The sequence below is a fragment of the Flavobacterium luteum genome, from assembly GCF_008806775.1.
In the GTDB taxonomy this organism is placed as follows: Bacteria; Bacteroidota; Bacteroidia; order Flavobacteriales; family Flavobacteriaceae; genus Flavobacterium; species Flavobacterium luteum.
Window position 1 is genome coordinate 1 of record NZ_WAEM01000013.1, and the last position, 21,316, is coordinate 21,316.

Annotated in this window: 9 protein-coding genes and 2 pseudogenes; all 11 read left to right on the top strand. The window is 33.4% G+C overall.

Annotated features, from left to right (window positions below; genetic code table 11):
• A pseudogene (locus tag F6464_RS14000) lies at positions 1–130 on the top strand (UDP-glucose 4-epimerase GalE); the annotation flags it as partial.
• A 38-nt stretch (positions 131–168) separates the two neighbouring features.
• Entirely contained in the window at positions 169–1,857 is a 1,689-nt protein-coding gene (locus F6464_RS14005; protein ID WP_151108579.1) for a sodium/sugar symporter, read from the top strand.
• 24 nt (positions 1,858–1,881) lie between these two features.
• A pseudogene (locus F6464_RS14010) lies at positions 1,882–3,051 on the top strand (sodium:solute symporter family transporter); the annotation flags it as partial.
• 453 nt (positions 3,052–3,504) lie between these two features.
• Positions 3,505–7,578: a hybrid sensor histidine kinase/response regulator transcription factor gene (locus F6464_RS14015; RefSeq protein WP_151108580.1), complete on the top strand. Its 4,074-nt coding sequence runs from the start codon at positions 3,505–3,507 to the stop codon at positions 7,576–7,578.
• 409 nt (positions 7,579–7,987) lie between these two features.
• The gene (locus F6464_RS14020) at positions 7,988–11,152 is read left to right on the top strand and encodes a SusC/RagA family TonB-linked outer membrane protein (RefSeq protein WP_191963398.1); all 3,165 of its coding nucleotides are present in this window, start codon (positions 7,988–7,990) and stop codon (positions 11,150–11,152) included.
• Between the two features lie 92 nt (positions 11,153–11,244).
• A complete protein-coding gene (locus F6464_RS14025; RefSeq protein ID WP_151108582.1) occupies positions 11,245–12,750 on the top strand; it encodes a RagB/SusD family nutrient uptake outer membrane protein in 1,506 nt (501 codons plus the stop codon).
• Between the two features lie 40 nt (positions 12,751–12,790).
• Positions 12,791–13,207 carry a hypothetical protein gene (locus F6464_RS14030; protein ID WP_151108583.1) on the top strand — a complete coding sequence of 139 codons (417 nt, stop codon included), beginning with the start codon at positions 12,791–12,793 and terminating at the stop codon, positions 13,205–13,207.
• 302 nt (positions 13,208–13,509) lie between these two features.
• Positions 13,510–16,176 (top strand): T9SS type A sorting domain-containing protein, encoded by a 2,667-nt coding sequence (locus tag F6464_RS14035; protein WP_151108584.1) that lies wholly within the window; start codon positions 13,510–13,512, stop codon positions 16,174–16,176.
• A 152-nt stretch (positions 16,177–16,328) separates the two neighbouring features.
• A complete protein-coding gene (locus F6464_RS14040; protein ID WP_151108585.1) occupies positions 16,329–17,705 on the top strand; it encodes a T9SS type A sorting domain-containing protein in 1,377 nt (458 codons plus the stop codon).
• A gap of 87 nt (positions 17,706–17,792) precedes the next feature.
• A complete protein-coding gene (locus tag F6464_RS14045; RefSeq protein ID WP_151108586.1) occupies positions 17,793–18,860 on the top strand; it encodes a glycoside hydrolase family 53 protein in 1,068 nt (355 codons plus the stop codon).
• An 18-nt stretch (positions 18,861–18,878) separates the two neighbouring features.
• A complete protein-coding gene (locus F6464_RS14050; protein ID WP_151108587.1) occupies positions 18,879–21,236 on the top strand; it encodes a glycoside hydrolase family 2 TIM barrel-domain containing protein in 2,358 nt (785 codons plus the stop codon).
• Positions 21,237–21,316: the final 80 nt, after the last annotated feature.

A 21,316-nucleotide genomic window follows, 5' to 3' on the forward strand; every position in this document is an offset into this window, starting at 1 on the left:
AGAAGGTGATGTAACAGAAGCTTTTGCTAATACAGATAAAGCAAATTCCATTTTAGGATGGAAAACCGTATCAACTTTAGATGAAGCCATGGCAAGTGCATGGAAATGGGAGCAGAAAATTAGAAGTTAAAAAAACCAAACATTAATAATAATTAACCAAATAAATATATGAAAACATTACAACTTGCCGATTATTTAGTCTTTCTAATCTACTTTTTTATAGTGTCTGGGTATGGCTATTGGATTTACAAACGAAAACAAATTGCCACACACTCGGCTTCGCACGATTACTTCTTGGCAGAAGGATCATTGACTTGGTGGGCTATTGGAACTTCATTGATTGCTTCCAATATTTCTTCCGAACAATTTATTGCCATGTCAGGTAATGGATTCAAAATGGGATTGGCTATCGCAACTTATGAGTGGATGGCGGCATTAACATTAATTATTGTTGCCGTATTTTTTATTCCAGTTTATTTGAAGAATAAAATTTACACGATGCCCCAATTTTTGAGCGAAAGATACAATGGAGATATTGCCATGATTATGGCCGTTTTCTGGTTATTGCTTTATGTAATAGTAAACTTGACTTCAATACTTTATTTAGGAGCTTTGGCCGTTAACGGTATTTCCGGGATAAACCTAGATTTGTGTATGTATGGATTGGCTTTCTTTGCTATTATTATTGCATTGGGAGGGATGAAAGTTATTGGTTATACTGATGTTATTCAAGTGGTTTTCTTGATTTTCGGAGGGTTGGTGACCACATATCTAGCTTTGGATAAAGTAGCTGAATTGAATGGCCAACACGGGATGGTTCAAGGGTTCAACTATATGATGAATCAATCAGGAGATCATTTCCATATGATATTTAAAAAGGACAATGCGAATTTTCCAAGTTTACCGGGACTTACCGTACTACTTGGTGGGATGTGGATTGTAAATTTAAATTATTGGGGTTGCAATCAATACATCACTCAAAGAGCTTTAGGAGCTGATTTAAAAACGGCAAGAAGTGGTATTTTATTTGCTGCTTTCCTAAAATTATTGATGCCTGTTATTGTTGTTTTACCGGGTATTGCTGCTTATGTAATTTATACAAAAGGGGGGTTGCAAACAGAATTGCTTGGGACTGACGGAGTTTTAAACCCAGACCGTTCTTATCCTGTTTTGTTAAATCTATTGCCTGTAGGATTAAAAGGTTTGTCTTTTGCCGCATTGACAGCTGCAGTCGTGGCTTCATTAGCAGGTAAAGTAAATAGTATTGCGACCATTTTTACTTTAGATATTTTCAAGAAAAAAATTGATATAAATGCCAGTGAAAAGAAAATGGTTAAAGTTGGTAAATTAACAGTTTTAATAGCAATGCTTTTAGCTGTCATCATTGCGCCACATTTAGGAATTGACAAAAAAGGAGGATTCGAATTCATTCAGGAATATACAGGATTTGTGAGCCCAGGTATTTTTGCCATGTTTATTATGGGATTCTTCTGGAAGAAAACAAGTTCTAATGCAGCCATGTTCGCCACCATTGGAGGATTTGTATTGTCAGTGATTTTTAAATTCTTGCCTAAATTCATGAATTTGGAGTTTTTAAATTCAACAGGTTTTTCTGCATTAGTTCCTCAAGAGGATGGAACTAGTTTATATGAAATTCCGTTTATTGACCGTATGGGATTTGTTTTTGCAATATGTGTTATTCTTATGATTGTTATAAGTTTAATTGACCAAAAACGTGGCTTGAAATCAAAAGGACTAGAAATTGATTCTTCAATGTTTAAAGTGAATAATGCGTTTTTAGCCGGAAGTTTATTAATCATTGGAATTTTAGTAGCCTTGTATACTGTATTTTGGTAAGAAATAGTTTTTTTGGTAAATCATTTCATTAGCGGGTGGGGTATGAAAGTCGTGGCTTTCACCGATGTTATACAGGTAGCGGTATTAATCATTGGAGGATTGGCGACTTCATATATTGCATTAACTACTGTGGGACACTATTTTGGTTTTGGAGAAAATGCAATCGCAGGTTTCAAGGTTTTGATGCGAGAAGCTCCCGAACATTTCAAAATGATTATTCCTAGACCTACAGCAACATCTTCTCAACTAGAAATCAATAAATATCTTACTTTCCCAGGAATATTGTCTTATTTAGCAGGTATTTGGATTATCAATCTTAACTATTGGGGTTGTAACCAATATATCACTCAAAGAGCATTGGGAGCCGATTTGCAAACGGCTCGTACAGGAATTTTATTTGCAGGGATATTAAAATTATTAATGCCTGTTATTGTAATGTTACCAGGTATTGCAGCTTATGTCTTGTATCAAAACGGACATTTAACACAATTGGTTGGTGGAAAAGACGGAGCCTATTCAGCAATGTTAACATTTCTTCCTACAGGTTTAAAAGGATTGTCTGTTGCTGCTTTAACTGCAGCTATTGTAGCCTCATTAGCTGGTAAAGTGAACAGTATTTCTACTATTTATACTTTAGATGTACACAAAAAATACATTCAAAAAGGAGCGTCTGACAGAACTCAAGTAAACATAGGGAGATATGCCGTTTTTGCAGCAATGCTCCTTGCAGTTCTATTTACTTGGGATGATGTTTTAGGAATTGGTGGTGTGGGCGGTTTTACGTATATCCAAAAATATACTGGATTTATTAGCCCAGGAGTATTTGCTATGTTTTTTCTTGGTATGTTTTGGAAACGTACAACAGGAACTGCGGCTATTGTGGGTGTAATTTCTGGCTTTTTATTATCGGTTTTATTTAATGAATATGCACCAATATTATTTGGAAATGAAACTTTATTATACACAGCTTGGCCTAATGGAAAAGGCGGTTTCGAGATACCTTTTCATATCTGTATGGGATTGTCATTTGTATTTACGATGCTTCTTATGATAGCTGTAAGTTTTGCTGGGCCTAAAGTGAATCCTAAAGCATTCGAATTAGACACCACAATGTTTAAATTAAAACCTCAAACGACAGTCTTGATTATTATAACGCTATTAATCATTTTTGCTTTGTATGCTAAGTTTTGGTAAAACACCTATAGAATTCGTTAAAACGAAATAATAAAATAACCTATAAGGAGATTCAATTACAAAGCGAAATATTAAATACAACTGCCTGTGTAGATTTAAAAACTGTAACTAAACGGTGTGTTTTTATAATAATTGAAATTTAAGAATTTTTAAAAATATTCTTTTAATTATTATTTAAACTACCCTATACTGAAGATTTGCAGTATTGGTAATGCCAATAATAAATTATACAAAATTTATGAAAACAAGTAGAATCAAATACAATTAGGAGAAAAAATAATCTCTACATAACTATTAAATAATATTAAAACCTGTGTGGTCAGAATTTAAAAAAAATCGAATACGATTCAATTTTATATATTTGTTATTTATGACAAATTTTATTATTGTTTATTTGTTTTAACTTTATTTCAATAAAATATTTGTCAGAATTCAATTAATTTCAATTTTGCTTTGAAAACAAAACTAATATACTCTTTTTTCATTCTAATTTTCCTTTTACCATACTTTGGTTTCATACCTTGTTTTAGTCAATCACAAACTATATTTAAAAAGATAAATCAAACTAACGGTCTGTCTAATGACAGGGTTAATAGCATTGTAAAGGAGAAAAATGGCTTTGTTTGGATTGCAACTAAAAATGGGTTAAACCGTTACGATGGTAATAAAATAAAAATTTACAATAAGCAAAATAGCGCCTTAAGTTCTAACGATATTTCGTCTTTATTAATAGACCGCAGAGGAAAAATTTGGGTTGCAACTTTTGGAGGAGGATTAAACGTATACAATCCTGTAAACGATAAGTTTATAACCTACAAAAACATTTTAAACGATAACAAATCTATTTCTACTAACGAATTGAATACTCTTTTTGAGGATTCTAATGGAACTATATGGTTGGGAACCAAAAATGGAATTTCATTTTTTAATGAAAAGCAACAAAATTTCAAAACCTTTAAGTTCGATATCAAAAATAGTAATTCAATTAGTCATAATGACATCAGAAGTATTTATGAAGATGGGGATAAAAACCTATGGATTGGTACTTTCGGTGGAGGATTGAATAAATTCAACCTAACAACAGGTTCGTTTTATAGAATTAAATCTTCGAGTACTATTTCAGCCGATTATATCTATGCTATTTGTGGCATTAATAAGAATCAATTCTTGATAGGAACCAATGGAAAAGGATTGTTGACATTTGATGTGAATAGTTTAAGTTTTCAAAAACAAACATTTGGCATAAATAAGACAATTACTATTGTAGAATGTATTAAAAAAGCTCAAAATGGTACAATATGGTTTGGAACAGAGGGCCTTGGATTATTTAAAGTTAGTAACATAAATAGTTTAAATCCAACTGTATATAATTATACTAATGATTTTCAATCAGAATCTTCCATTTCGGGAAATGCAATATATTCCCTTATGGAAGATGAGAATTCCAACATTTGGGTGGGTACCGCATGGAATGGAGTTGACGTTTTAAGCCTTAATAAAGATTACACTTTAATACCTAGTTCTAATAAAGGAGAAACACCTATTTCGGTATTATCAATTTATAAAAACAAGGATGCTTCTTTTATTGGATTGGACGGGAAAGGAATGACCGTTTTTAAGGAAAACACAAATTTGGTAAAACAGTACAATAAAGCAAATAAAAATTCATTTGGAGATGATTATATTCAATATATAAAAGAGGCGAAAAACGGGACGCTTTGGATTGGAACATTTACAAATGGACTAGTCAATTTCAACTACAAGACAGGGAGTTTTACTCAATTCAAGCAAGTAATAGGAGACCCAAAATCTTTAAGTTACAACGATGTTCGTTACGTTATTGAAGATGAGAAAAACAATATTTGGGTTGCGACATGGGGAGGCGGACTAAATTATTACAATGATTCTAAAAAAGAGTTTAGAAGTTTTAAACAAAAAAAAGGAGATCAAGCTTCAATAAGTAATGACAATGTAATATCACTTCAAAAAGACGGCGATTTAATTTGGATAGCTACTTTTGGTGGAGGTTTAAATCTTATGGATACCAAAACCAATCAATTTAAAATATATAAAAGTGTAGAAGGCAATCAGAATTCAATTAGTAGCGATTATGTTTACAGCATTTTAAAAGATACAAAAGGAAATATTTGGATTGGAACTGCTGGAGAAGGAATCAATCTATTGGATAAAAAAACGGAGCAAATAAATCGTTTTGATAATGATAAAAACATTCGTTATCAAACTATAACAGCAATTATCGAAGACAGTAAAGGATTGATTTGGTTTAGTACCAAGCAAGGAATTTTTAATTATGATTACTCCTCAAAAACGTTCAAAAGCTTTTCATATCTTAAAGAAGATTATCATATTAATTCCTGCTTCAAAGACGAAAAAGGGATACTTTATTTCGGTTGTTCAAAAGGCGTTATCAAATTTAATCCCGAAACTATCAAGGTCAAAAATGTAACCCCTAAAGTAAAATTTACCAGCTTTAAACTTTTCAATAAGGAAGTCCCAATTGGCGAAAATGAGATATTAAAAAAGGATATTTCATTTTCTGAAAATGTTACTTTAAAACACGATCAGGATGTAATCACTTTTGAATTTGCAGCGATGCTGTTTCCGTCATCTGCTAGTTGTGAATATCAGATAAAAATGGACAATTTTGATGAAAATTGGAGATCAATTGGTAAAGAAGGTTCTGCTACCTATACCAACCTTTCCCCTGGTAATTATATTTTTAAAGTAAGGAGCAAGGAATTGGGAAGTGATTGGTCAAATCAATATAGTGCATTGAATATAAAAATACAAAAACCCTTTTGGACAGAATGGTGGGCTTTTTTGATATATGCCCTTTTAGCAATTGCTACATTGTATGTTTTCATAAAATATATCATTTCATGGGAAAAAATGAAGGCGGATTTAAGATTCGAAAAATTTTCTCATGAAAAGGATGTGGAGGTTTACAATTTGAAACAAGATTTTTTCACTAATATTTCACACGAAATAAGAACTCCTGTTACTCTTATTTTGAGTTCCATAAATAAACTTTTGAAAAGTGATGGTGTTTCTGATAATCAGCAACAAAATCCTTTTGGAACCATCAAAAAAAATGGGGAATATTTACTCAATCTAGTGAATGAACTTTTGGATTATCGAAAACTAGAGCATCATCAAATCAAGTTAAAGGTGGTCAAATCAGATTGGGTTAAGTTTAGCCAAGAGATATACCTTTCTTTTAAAGAATTTGCTAATCAAAAGGACATCAAGTTTGAATTTGAATCCTCTAGTCCAACAATAGAATTATGGTTTGACAAAAATCAAATGGAAAAAGTGTTATATAATTTGTTTTCCAATGCCTTGAAATTCACAAACACTGGTGGATCCATAAAACTCACCATTACACAAACTGATAACGAAGTACTAATAGAATTAGTCGATGAAGGAATTGGAATTTCAAAAAAACATCTCCCCAAAATATTCAACCGCTTTTATCAAGCTAACAATACCAATAGTGTTAAGGGGGCTGGTTTTGGCTTAGGATTAACCATTTCAAATGAAATTATTAAATTACATCAAGGGCAGATTGAGGTTAAAAGTAAAAAAGGGGCTGGAAGCACATTTACCATTAAATTAAAAAAAGGGAATTCTTTTTATCATGAGTCTGAAATTGGAGGAAGTGAAACCAATGACGAACTTATTGAAAATTATTTTACTAGTAAACCGATTAAAGTTGATATGATTATACCAGAAAACCCAAGTTCTAAAAGTAAAGAACAAACATTACTTGTTGTCGAAGATAATATTGATATCGCTAACTATATCGCTGAGCTTTTATCTGATGAGTTTACGATTTTGAGAGCATCCAATGGAAAAGAGGGATTGAATATGGCGCTAGAAAAATCACCAGATCTTATAATTAGTGATGTTATGATGCCAATAATGGACGGAATTGAACTAACTAATAACTTGAAAACAAATGTAAATACAAGCCACATTCCCGTGATACTTTTAACAGCAAGGGCTTCTTTTATGCATAAAATGGAAGGGTATGAAACTGGTGCAGATGACTATGTTACCAAACCTTTTAATGAGTCACTTCTTCGTGCTAGAATTAAAAACATACTCAAAAACAGAAGTTTATTGCACGAAAAATTTCATTCAGAAGACACGAATAATATTGGCGATTTTATAAAAAATAAGAATGATCAAGAATTTATTGAAACTTTAGGTTTACTTATAGAAAAAAATATTGATTCGGATAATCTTAGCGCTATATTCGTTGCTCAAGAACTCGGAATGAGTCACTCCGTTCTTTATAAAAAATTGAAAATAATAACCGGATTGTCGCTTGTGGAATACATCCGTGATTATAGATTAAAAAAAGCAAAACAACTGCTTAAAACCAATCAGTTTTCTATCAGCGAAGTTTGCTATCAAATAGGCTATTCCGATCGAAAATATTTTAGTAAGCTATTCAAAGAGCGTTTTGGTAATCCTCCCACTTTTTACACAAAACAAAAATAAAGCACTCTAGTTTGATTATTTAATAATTATACCCAAGTTAATAAATCAAATCTTAAAAATTCCTTTTCACTAATGTTTACCTGGCTTTTACACCAATTCAATTATTAAATAAAACGATTTCGCACCCCTAAAAAAACGATTTCGTGCCCCTTTATTCAATTGCATTATCTGTAATATTGTAGACTATTAATTTTATAATTATCGAAATTTTTGAGATTAATTATGAATTAAAAATAAATAAGAACAAAAAAATAAATTATAAAAATAAGTAAGCGCTATAATAAAGCCGAATTCTCAAATTGTATGAGAAAAAATATAAAATATAACCTTTAATCATTAGTTAGGCTAAGTAAAAACCCCAAATTAATTAAACAATAATATGACTACTGAAAATTCAAAATTCACATATATGAAAAGCATTAATAACGTAATTAGAAGCAAAATACTATTGTTATTCTTATTTTTGAGTTTAAGACTATTGGCTACCGAATCAAATCAAGAATTGCAAAATCCTGTAAAAGGTAAGGTGGTAACGAAAAGTGATGGCTTAGGATTGCCAGGAGCAACCATTACAATTAAAGGCACTAAGTTAAGTACGATATCCGATCTTGATGGAAATTTTACTATTGAAGTACTTGATGAAAAATCGGTTTTAGTAGTAACTTACACCGGATTCAAAACCCAGGAGATTCCTTTAAATGGGAGAACTTCCATAAATGTTGCCCTAGAAGAAACTACTACGGTTCTAGACGATGTTGTTGTAGTAGGCTATGGAACACAAAAGAAAGGAGATCTTACAGGGGCTATTACAAAAATTAAAGCTTCTGATTTGAATAGGGGGTCAGCAAACCTGAATGCCGCACAAATGTTAGAAGGGCGCGTGGCTGGGGTTTTCATTAATCAAAACACAGCAAATCCCGGGGCTGACCCTACAATCCGTATTAGAGGAAACGGAACAATGGATGTGGCCAAAGCAGGACGTCCCAATTCAGATAACCAAAATCCATTATACACACCATTAATTGGTGCAAGTGCAGATCCTTTAGTGATTGTTGATGGTTTTCAGTTGTCACATTTAAGAGACATGAACACCATATCTCCAAATGATATTGAGTCGTTTACAGTTTTAAAAGATGCCAGTGCTACTGCAATTTATGGAGCCAGAGGTGCCAATGGGGTAATCATTATTACCACAAAAAATGGGAGAAAGTTTAGTAAAATGGATGTAAATTATTACACTCAGTTTGGGGTAAATACCATTATTAAAGAATTGCCCTTGTTAAACGCTAGTCAGTATCTTAATTTTTATTCGGATATAATAAACAATCCTAGTATTAAAATTCCTTCAGATAATTTTAAAATTTATTTTACTCCAGTTGAAATTGATAATGTATTGAAAACAGGTGTAAATACAAATTGGCAAAGGAAGGTGTTGGCAAAAACTACTGCAAACCAAAGTCATTTTCTTACTTTGTCTGGCGGATCTGAGACATTAAAATATAACGTTTCTGGAAACTATCTTACCAGTAATACAGTTGTAGCACCTGGCGATTATGAACGATATAATGGTAAAACAAGAATAGGATACGAAAAAGGGAAATTTGCATTTGATGCATCATTATCTTATACCAACGAGAAAAACAATAACGATAGGTATCTATATAATTATTATGAGAATGACGAAAATAATCAGAGTAAATTTACTTATTGGTATGCCCTACTTTCTGACCCTACTCAAAGTGTATATAATCCTGACGGCACTTTTTCGAAAAGCAGAATTGTAGAACTTGGGTATAATGAAAACCCTCTCTATGCTCCTAGTGTTACCACAAGTTTTTGGATACAAAAAACCAATTATCTCAATACATCTATGCGTTATGAGATTTTACCGGGCTTAAAATTGAATACCATTCTTGGAACTTCAAAAGTAAGTTATGAAGCATTTAAAAGCGTTAGGGCAATTTGGAACGGCGGAGCACCTGATTATACTAATAATTTCGCAAGTGCTGTTTATAGATCTTCAGGAGATACAATGCTCGAAGTATTTGCTGATTACAACAAGAAGTTTGGCGATAAACATAGTTTTAATGCAGTGATAGGTGCCAGCAAGGGACAAAAGAAGTATAATGACATAGAGGCTGCTGGATTTGATTTTCCAAACTCAGATTTTGGATTTGATCGTTTACAAGCTTCTTCTATACCAACTCCTCCAAGAACAAGTCGATTTAGAAGTACTAGCCGATCCTTTTTTGGTAGAGTAAACTACAATTTTGATGATAAATATTTGGTTCAATTCAATCTAAGAGCTGATGGCGCCTCTCAGTTTGGAGAAAATAATAACATAGGTTATTTCCCTTCCGCCTCTTTTGGATGGAAAATAAACAAAGAGCCTTTCATGAAAAAATTTAGTTCGCTTTGGAATCTTAAACTCCGATTGAGTTATGGAGCAGCTGGTAATGATAATCTTCCGAACGGATTAACCAGTCTTAGATATACTTATGACACATATTCAAGCGATACTAATTTGCAATTAGCAATGAATTATCGCCCTAATCCAAATCTTAAATGGGAGACCATTACAACCACTAATTTAGGAATAGATTTAGGATACAAGAACCTAACCGCAACTTTAGATTTGTATTCAAAAAAATCGACTGATTTATTATTGATTAAAGATTTACCTGCTGAGACAGGTTTTATTAAAGAAATTCTAAATCAAGGCAAAGTAGAGAACAAAGGAGTTGAACTTACCTTAGGGTACAATTTCTACAGTGTTTTTGGATCAAAAATGAATTATGCTCCTCAAATTAATTTCTCTTACAATTACAGTATAGTAACTGATTTAGGTGGCGAAACGGTGATTCCCTCAGGTACTGATATTTACGCCGGTCGGGGCTTTTTAGGAAGAACGATGTTAAGAGAAGAGGGACAACCACTCAATTCATTTTATTTGTATCATTTTGATGGTATTTGGCAATTAGGAGAAGAAACGCAAGCAACAAAATACGGAGCAAGACCTGGCGATCCTAAAATGCGTGATACAGACAAAAACGGAGTTTTAGACAATAGAGATAAATACCATGCTGGTAATGCAGACCCTACTACAACGGTTGGTTTTGCTAATAATATCTATTACAAGAATTTTGAGTTTAAGGCTTTCTTCCAAGGAGTTTTTGGCAATAAAGTTTACAATCAAACCCGACTAATATTAGAAAATCCCGATTTAGGCTTTTTGAATAATCAATCTCCAGTAGTATTAGACCGATGGACTCCAACCAATCCTTCTAACACCAATAGTTCAAAATTAAACCCAACGACATTAGCTTACAGAGAAAGCGATAAATATTTAGACGATGCTTCGTTTGTAAGATTAAAAGAGGTTAATATAATATACCATTGGAAGATGAAACCCGAAATGCAATTGAGAGAATTAACTTTTGGGCTGGGTGTCACCAATGTATTTACAGTAACTCCTTACAAAGGTTTAAATCCAGAAGTTTGGCATTTTGACAATCAATGGAATGTTAATCCATACACAAGAACAGTTACTTTAAGTCTTAATGTAAATTTCTAGATTATTTCAAAATTTATATAAAAGTATCAATTAACAACAAGTTTACTTAAGAAATTGAAAATCAAAGAACATCGATAAAAAAAAACAAAAAGATGAAAACAATAAAAATACTAATCCCTCTATTCTTTCTAATTCTATCTAGCTCCTCTTGCAATGATGATTATTTAGATCAAGAATTTTATGGAGAGAAAAAAGATGAAAATTTTTGGAAAAGTAAAACTGATATTGAACAAGCAATCAATGGTGCTGTGAAATATTTAGATGTTTCTTATGGTTACTACTCCCTACACTTTTTATTAATGGAGGATGCCACAACAGATTATTTTATAGGCGGAGCTAGTAATGCGGGTCAATATCACAATTTTTCAGAGTGGAGAACGAGTTATCCAACCACTTTTTCATGGGCAATATGGAGCCCAATGTGGCAGTCAATCTATTATTCAAATCTTGTTTTAGAACGTTTGGATAGAATTCCAAATTTGACTGAAACCGATAAAAACAGATATGAAGGTCAAGCTCGCTTTTTTAGAGCCCTAAATTACTATGTTGCTCAAAACAACTTTGGGGGCGTACCTATTGTTACCTCTGCCGATGATACTCGTAAAGAAATTCCTCAGAATTCAAGAGAGGAAGTTAGAAAATTGATTGAATCGGATTTGATAGCTGCTGCAAACTTACTTCCAACAAGAGCTGATGTCAAAACAGAAGGACAACTCTCCAGACCATCCAAACAAGCTGCATTAGGGCTTTTGGCTAGATTGTATATCAATTGGGAAAGCCGTGCAGACCGTTGGCAAAAAACTTCAGATGCTTGTGATGCTTTAATTAATGAACCTTCAGGTTTGGGTTTAGAAGCACCCTATTCAAGAATTTTTGCTTTGGAAAATGAAAACAACAAAGAAATCGTTTATGGTTTAGAGCACAGTAATGCCTCTAATCAAACAGGCGTTTTTTTGTTAAATACCTTTTTTTATACTCCAAAGGATATAGATGTACCAACAGCTTCATTGATTGGATGGGGTGATTGGAAAGTAAGTAGAGATGTTTTTTATAATAACCTAGACTCAAAATTTGATGATGCTGATGAGAGAAAAAAACAACTTTATATTTCATATAAGACCAAAAGTGGCGCCACTAAAAACATACCTTTTTCCTTTCCCGCAACTGCGCTAGTAAAAAAATACCCTTTAGACCCAAATAATTTGAATAATCCTACAGCCAGCAATGACCAACCCATCATCCGATATGCAGATATTGTTTTGATGAAAGCAGAAGCTCAAAATCATTTAGGTAATTTAGGTGATGCTATTGCACTGGTAAATCAAATTCGCACAAGAGCTGGCCTAGGTGACCTTACTTCTCAACATACAAACTCACAAGTTAACCTTAATACATACATCTATCATGAAAGACGTAGAGAATTTTTTTGTGAAGGATTAGGAAGAACAGATATGATTCGTTTTGGAACTTTCTTGCCTTGGATTGCAACATGGCCTAACACAGCTGGTGTGAATTCAAAATATTTATTATTCCCCTTTGATGGACTTTCGATAGATCAAAATAGAGCACTCAAACAAAATCCAGGATATCTTAATTAGTATTTATTTTTTACCATAAATAATTTAACAATCAATAATCATGAAAAAACAACTATTCGCTTTACTTCTTTTTTTAACAATTTCATTCGCTGGATGGGCACAAAAACCGACAATTAGTTTTACATCGGCAATGCCTGTTGCTACTGAAATTGGAACAACCCTCAAGGTAAATTATAAATACACCGCAACTGCCGATACAAATATTTATTGTGGCATCAATTTACAGGATGACTGGACTTGGGTATCCTTTGTGGGTGGTGATGGAAAGAAAGTTACTGCAGGAACTGATGTTGAAGGTTCATTTGACATCTTAATACCCAAGGGAACAAAACCCTCTTCCGATTTAAAAGACAAGTTAAATTATAAAATCAATATCGAAATGAAATCGCTACCTGATTATACATGGATAGCTGGTGACTATCCTGCAACACCATTAAATATTGTTTCTTCTAAATAGTATGATAATACTATTTAGAAAAAGACACATGAAACCATGTAACATATTTCGATGTAATTATAAAAGGTAGCATTATATACCCCTTTGCCAAAGTTTGAAACTTTGGCAAAGGTTAAATTCAGCAACAGATTAAATACAGAGAGAAATGACTTGGTTTATTTCTGCTCAATTAAACCATTAAAATTAACCATTAAAACCAAAATTTATGAAAAAGAAAATTAACAATTACTAACCAATTAAACCAAAATTATGAAAATCAAAATTATTTTATTAACAATCATTAACCATTAAAAACCAAAATTATGAAAACCAAAATTATTTTATTGCTATTATTTGCAACCACCGTGTTTAGTGGTTGGGCACAATCCATTTCAGTCACCTCGATACCTTCGAGTACACAAGCTGGAGCGAATTTGACAGTTAATTACAAGTATACATCTGCTGTTGCTGGTAAAGTTTCTATCGTTGTTAGTAAAAATGGGGGTGTTAATGAATGGGATTTTATCAGCACTGTTGCTTTTGATCAATTAGATCCAGCGGTTGCAGGGACTGATGTTACAGGTTCTTTTACACTTCCAATTTGGGACGGTACAACACCAACAGCGGGTTTAACAGGTAATGAAAATTACAGAGTAACTCTTGAATTAAAAGACTCCAGCGACAATTGGTTGGCAGGCGATTATTCGAATACAAATTATAATATTACGGCAATACCATCCGTTAGTGTTACTGCAATACCGTCAAGTACACAAGCAGGGACGAACTTAGTACTTAATTACAAGTACACAGCAGCTTCTGCTGGTAAAGTTTCTATTGTTGTTACTAAAAATGGAGGTGTTAATCCTTGGGATTATATTAGCACTGTTGTATATAATGAACTAAACCCAGCTGTTGCAGGGATTGATGTTACAGGTACATTTACGGTTGCAATTCCAGGTGGTACTAGTCCATCGTGTTGTTTAGCAGGGAATGAAAATTATAGAGTAACTCTTGAATTAAAAGATGCAGGCAATAATTGGTTGGCAGGCGATTATTCAAATACAAATTACAATATAACAGCAGTACCAGCCATTAGTGTTACTGCAATACCTACGAGTACTCTAGCAGGAACGAACTTAACGGTAAATTACAAGTATACAGCTTCTTCTGCTGGAAAGGTTTCTGTTGTTGTTACTAAAAATGGCGGTGTTAATCCTTGGGATTATATCAGTACTGTTGTTTTTGATCAATTAGACCCGGCTGTTGCAGGGGTTGATGTTACAGGAACTTTCAATGTTCTAATTCCGGGCGGTACTATACCAACTTTAGGTTTAACGGGTAATGAAAATTATAGAGTAACTCTTGAATTAAAAGATGCCAGCAATAATTGGTTGGCAGGTGATTATTCAAATATAAATTACAATATCAAAGGACCTTCTATTACTGTTACTGCAATACCCGCTAGTACTCTAGTAGGAACCAACTTAACGGTTAATTATAAATACACAGCTGCTGCTGCTGGAAAGGTTTCTATTGTTGTTAGTAAAAATGGCGGTGTTAATCCTTGGGATTATATCAGCACTGTTGTTTTTGATCAATTAGACCCAGCCGCTGCGGGGACTGATGTTACAGGTTCTTTTACGGTTCCAATTTGGGGTGGTACAACTCCAACTGCAGCTTTAACAGGGAATGAAAATTATAGAGTAACGCTTGAATTAAAAGACGCCAGTAATAATTGGTTGGCAGGTGATTATTCAACAACAAATTATAATTTAACAGGACCATTTATTGGTGTTACCTCAATACCTACAAGTACACAAGCAGGAAGGAACTTAAAGGTTAATTTCAAATATACAGCAGCTTCAGCAGGTAAAGTTTCTGTTGTTGTTACTAAAAATGGCGGTGCAAATCCTTGGGATTATATCGAAACTGTTGTTTATGCTGAAAAAGTCCCAGCAGTTGCAGGTACTAATGTTTCAGGTTCTTTCACTGTTCTAATTCCGGCTATTACTATACCAACGGCTAGCTTAACTGGCAATGAAAATTATAGAGTAACTCTTGAATTAAAAGATGCAGGCGATAATTGGTTGGCAGGCGATTATTCAAAAATAAATTATAATATTACTGAAGCTATAACTGAGCTAAGACCAATGCAATGCGGTAAAACATTAACTAGTTTAAATCCTGCAATACAAGCGAGTCCATTAATTGGTGCTACAGCATATACTTTTGAAGTGACTAGAACTGACAATAATGTTGTTGATACTGTAGTTAGTCCAAACTATTTCTTTTTCCCAGCTACTAAAATAACTGGAGGATTAGTTTACGGTAAATCGTACTCAGTTAGAGTCAAATGCGAAATAAATGGTAATTATCAATCTTTTGGCAATGCATGTATTATTACTGCACCTGCTGAACCCCTTTCAGGTACATTAACTAAAATTAGACCTATGCAGTGTGGAAAAACAATGAATTTCATCACTGATGCTATTCAGGCAAGTCCTGTATACTTAGCAGTTCGATATGAGTTTGAAGTTTCTAATGGTGTTACCACTATTGTTATACCATCTAACACTTCTTGGTTTAGACTAAGTCAATTTCCAGGAGGAGGTGTTCTGAACACAGCGTATACAATAAGAGTTAGATCATCTAATGGACCTGCTCCTGCTGCTTTTACAGCTTGGGGTGATCCTTGTGTTGTTACCACTCCAATTGCAAGAATGTCTGAAGCATCTAATAATGATGTATTTGAAGTAAAATCATTTCCGAATCCATTTGCGTCTCACTTTAATTTAGACATCGATAGTTCAAGCGACGCTCAAGTAGAAATGAAAGTGTATGACATGATAGGAAGACAATTGGAAGTTCGTAAAGCTTCAGTTTCAGAATTGAGTGTTCTAGAAGTAGGACGTAATTATCCAGCTGGAGTTTACAATTTAGTTGTATCGCAAGGAGCTAATGTGAAATCCGTAAGAATGGTTAAGAGATAATTACTTTCTCAAATCATTACAAATAAAATATTTTAAATTATCTAATCAAGTTTACAATTAAACTTGATTAGATTATTTAGTATTTTAGAGCTCTCTGGACAAAAATAACCGGAGAGTCTGTTAAAAAAAAATAACTATTAAAATAAACAATCATGAAAAAGAAAATTACTCTATTGTTATTATTTGTCATCACTTCAATAAGTGTTTGGTCACAAACAATTAGTTTTACAGAAGTACCTGCTTCTACTCCAATAGGAACAATTCTAACAGTAAGTTATGAATATACAATCGCTAGTGAAGGTCAAGTTTCTTGTGGAATAAGTTTATTTGATGACTGGACTTACATTTCATACGTTAATGGTGCTAGTTTAAATCCTGCTCCTGCAGGTACAAATGTTACGGGCACTTTTAATATTTTAATTCCCGGAGGTACAACACTAACTTCCAATTTAACAGGTAAACAGAATTATAAAGTAATTCTTGAATTAAAAAATGCTAGTGGTACTTGGTTGGCAGGCGATTATTCAGTACAAAATTATAATTTTACAGCATCAACAGTAGCACTCCCATCTATTAGTGTTACTTCAATACCTGCTAGTATACAAGCAGGAACTAACTTAGTAGTTAATTACAAATATACAGCTGCTTCAGCTGGTAAAGTTTCCGCTGTTATTACAAAAAACGGGGGTGTTAATGCTTATGATTATATCAGTACTGTTGCTTTTGATCAATTAGACCCAGCAGCAGCGGGGACAGATGTTACAGGATCTTTTACGCTTGCAATACCTGCTAATACCACACCAACTGCCAGTTTAACTGGTAATGAAAATTATAGAGTAATTCTTGAATTAAAAGATGCCGGCGATAATTGGTTGGCAGGTAATTATGATAATTTAAATTATAATATTACAGTAGGCACTGCACCATTCATTACTGTTACATCTATACCTGCAAGTACACCAGCAGGAACCGACTTAATTATTAATTACAAATATACAGCTACTTCTACAGGTATAATTTCAGCAGTTGTTACAAAAAACGGGGGTGTTAATGCTTATGATTATATCAGCACTGTAGCTTTTAATCAAATAGACCCAGCAGCTGTAGGAACCAATGTTACAGGGTCTATTACTCTTGCAATTTCAGGAGATACAACACCAACAGCTAGTTTAACAGGGAATGAAAATTATAGAGTAACTCTTGAATTAAAAGATGCCAGCAATAATTTCGTAGCCGGAGATTATTCTAACTTAAATTATACTATTTCACCTTCATTAAGTACAAATGATTTTAATACTGACAAATTCTCAGTATATCCAAATCCGGTTGACAATGTTTTAAAAATTGCTAATAGTGGCAATTTGTCTAAAGCTTCATTCCGTATTTTAAATGTTTCTGGACAAACCATACAAAAGACAAGTAGCCTCAATAAAGAGGGGATTGACGTGTCCGGTTTAAATACAGGAATTTATATGCTTTCAGTTGATTCTGATAAAGGAAGTAAGCGGATTAAATTCATCAAAAAGTAAATAGTTCAGAAGGCTTTTAAAAATTTAATAGAGGGGTTAATTTAATTTAAGCTTAAAATAAGTATTACCCCTCTTAACTATCTAATAATGAAAAAATCTAAACCAAAATTTAGTTTCGTTTTTGTTACAATCCTAACACTATTAATTTATTCTTGTAGTGAGGCACAGACCAACTGTAATTGCCCAACGAAACCTCCAACACCAACAAATTTTGTCTTTTCGAAGGGATCGGATGTGAGTTGGTTGCCACAAATGGAAGCTACAGGATATACTTTTTATGACCTTGATGGCATGCCAAAAGATGGTTTGCAACTTCTTAAAGACCGAGGAATGAATACAATCCGACTTCGAGTTTTTGTGAATCCATCCAATCATAAAATTAATGGTCATTGTAGTCCGACAGAAACTGTGGCGTTGGCGGTTCGTGCCAAAAATATGGGGATGCGAATCATGATTGACTTTCATTACAGTGATACTTGGGCTGATCCTGGTCACCAAACCAAACCAGCTGCATGGGCAAGTCACACTTTAGATGAATTGAAAAATGATGTATACAATCACACTCATGATGTTTTAACTGCTTTAAAAACTGCTGGAATAACTCCAGAATGGGTACAAATTGGCAACGAAATTCCAAGTGGAATGTTGTGGCCTGAAGGGCATATCGATAATTGGAGTCAATTAGGACAATTATTAAACAAAGGATATGAAGCCACAAAAGCAGTTAATTCAGCCATTAAAGTAGTTGTACATATTGATCAAGGAAATGACAATGGAAGGTTTAGGTGGTTTTTTGATAATATCAAAAACAATAATGTAAAATATGATGTGATCGGAATGTCTTATTATCCCTTTTGGTTAGGAAGTGATTACACTACAACAATTCTTAATTTGGAAAACAATCTAAAAGACATGGTTTCTAGATATGGTAAAGAAGTAATGGTGGTTGAAGTGGGTGGCGATTATACTTTAGTTCAAAATACAAAAGACATGCTGACTGCCGTCATAAATGCAGTAAAAGCAGTTCCAAATAACAAAGGTCTTGGGGTGATTTATTGGGAACCTCAAGGCGAGAAAAGTTGGAGTGGATATCAATTGAATGCATGGCAATCTAATGGAAAGCCTTCACCTGCAATAGATGCTTTTAAAGATTAAATTTAATTTAAGACAACAATGAAATTTATTTTACGAAACATATTCTTTGTAATGCTTGTTTTTTCAATTGGAAAAATAAAAGCTCAATCGAGATCAAAAGTTAATTTCGGTTCCGATTGGGAGTTTAAACGCGAAGAAAAAACAACCTCAAATTGGGAAAAAATTACTATTCCTCATACGGCTAAAGTTGAGCCTTTGGTGGTCAATAATCAGTTTCAAGGAACGTGCTGGTATCAAAAGAAATTTAAAGTTGCTAATTCAAAAAACAAGAAAGTCTTCCTTTATTTTGAAGGCGTAATGCAGGAAGCCGATGTTTGGATCAATGACAAAAAAGTATGCAATCACAAAGGAGGATATTTGCCATTTACAGTTGATATTAGTTCTTTTTTGAAATTAAAAGGCAATATAATTAAAGTCAAAGTCAACAACGAAGACAATCCAGAATTTCTACCTGGAAAACCGTTAAAAGATTTAGATTTTAATTATTATGGGGGCATTTACAGAAATGTATATCTTATTACAACTGATAAATTATACATTACCAATTCGGTTGCAGCTAACAAAAAAGCAAGTGGTGGTATTTATACTAATTTCGATAACATTAACAAAGACAAAGCTTCTGGGACCGTTCAGGTACATTTGAAAAATGAATATGCTGTTGAAAAGAAAACTTCACTAAAATATATCCTAACCAATTGCGAAGGATATAAACTGGAATTTAAATCGGAAGCGTTTGTCATAAATGCTAATTCAGATAAAAACCATACTCAAAACATTGTAGTTGATAGCCCTAAATTATGGTCGATTTCAAAACCCAATTTATATTGTTTAGAAGTGCAAGTAATTGTAAACGATAAAGTAATTGACAGCTATTTTGAGAGAGTTGGCATCCGAAAATCAGAAATAAAAGAAGATGGCTATTATCTCAATGATGAAAAATTATATATAACAGGAACAAACCAACATCAAGAATATCCGTATTTAGGATATGCTATATCAGATGAAGCGCAATATCGCGATGCAGTAAAGATTAAAAATGCAGGCTTTGATTTTGTTCGAATGTCCCACTACCCTCATGCCGAAGCTTTTATGAATGCTTGTGACGAATTAGGGATTTTAGTAATGAATAGCCTTACAGGTTGGCAGTTTTTTGGTAACGAAACCTTTCAGAAAAATGCTATACAAGACATTCGAGAAATCGCAAGAAGAGACCGTAATCATCCAAGTGTTATTTTTTGGGAAGCTTCTTTGAACGAAACCCAAATGAGCGAAAGTTTTATGAAAGAAGCTACTCAAGCTCTGAAGGAAGAATTGCCATTTTCTCATAATTATAGTGCGTGTTGGATAGACAATGATAACTATGATTTGTTTATTCCAGCAAGACAACACGGACAAGCACCCGATTATTGGACGAAATACAACAAAGCAAACCGAAAAATCTTCATTGCTGAATATGGCGATTGGGAATATTATGCACAAAATGCTGGATTCAATCAAACCGAATTTGCTAATCTAAAAGAAGACGAAAGAACATCACGACAATTGCGTGCCCATGGTGAAAAACGTTTGTTGCAACAAGCCTATAATTTTCAGGAAGCGGCAAATTCGAATAGAAAGGGTATCAATACAATTGGAGAGGCCAACTGGGTGATGTTTGATTACAATCGCGGATACAGTAATGATCTAGAGTGTTCAGGGATTAGTGATATTTTCAGAATCCCTAAATTTGCTTATTCTTTTTATCAAAGCCAGCGTGATGCCAATGTAATTTTGGATGGCAATCTGACTTCAGGACCCATGCTAAAAATTGCCAATAACTGGACAGCAACTTCTCCTTTAAATGTTACTGTTTACAGCAATTGCGAAGAAGTTGCACTTTATTTAAACGACGTTTTGGTTGACAAACAAAAACCATCAATCAATGCAAATAGTGACGAATTAAAACACCCACCCTTCCTCTTTAATTTGGATAGATTTATTCCAGGAACCTTACGGGCCGAAGGGTTTATCAACGGTGAAAAAGTAATTTCAAACTTTATTAAAACTCCTAAAAGCCAATCCAAAATAGAATTAGTTTATGATATTTCCTCTAAACCAATCAATCCTGACGCACCAGATATGATTTTTGTTTATGCTAAAATTACGGATCAAAGCGGAACTATAATACCAACAGCAACGAACGAAGTAACCTTCTCTTTATTGGAGGGAAATGCCGAATTAATTGGAGAAAACCCAGTAAAGGCAGAAGCTGGAATTGCGACTATTATTTTGAAAACTAAAAATTTAAAAAAACCAATAAAAGTTATGGCTAAATCTGAACATTTGGAACTTAAAAGCAGTTCTGATTTGGTTTTAAATTTGGATAGCCAAAAATAAAAATAGTAGTATGTTTGAAAGTTTAGATTTGACCAAAAAACAAATTTTACAATACAAATGATTTTTGTTTTGGCAACTTT

Excerpts from the sequence above, each read along its gene's own strand:
- F6464_RS14025 (WP_151108582.1), top strand. The coding sequence starts at position 11,245 with ATGAAAACAATAAAAATACTAATCCCTCTATTCTTTCTAATTCTATCT.
- F6464_RS14030 (WP_151108583.1), top strand. The coding sequence starts at position 12,791 with ATGAAAAAACAACTATTCGCTTTACTTCTTTTTTTAACAATTTCATTC.
- F6464_RS14050 (WP_151108587.1), top strand. The coding sequence starts at position 18,879 with ATGAAATTTATTTTACGAAACATATTCTTTGTAATGCTTGTTTTTTCA.
- F6464_RS14035 (WP_151108584.1), top strand. The coding sequence starts at position 13,510 with ATGAAAACCAAAATTATTTTATTGCTATTATTTGCAACCACCGTGTTT.
- F6464_RS14020 (WP_191963398.1), top strand. The coding sequence starts at position 7,988 with ATGAAAAGCATTAATAACGTAATTAGAAGCAAAATACTATTGTTATTC.
- F6464_RS14005 (WP_151108579.1), top strand. The coding sequence starts at position 169 with ATGAAAACATTACAACTTGCCGATTATTTAGTCTTTCTAATCTACTTT.
- F6464_RS14040 (WP_151108585.1), top strand. The coding sequence starts at position 16,329 with ATGAAAAAGAAAATTACTCTATTGTTATTATTTGTCATCACTTCAATA.
- F6464_RS14045 (WP_151108586.1), top strand. The coding sequence starts at position 17,793 with ATGAAAAAATCTAAACCAAAATTTAGTTTCGTTTTTGTTACAATCCTA.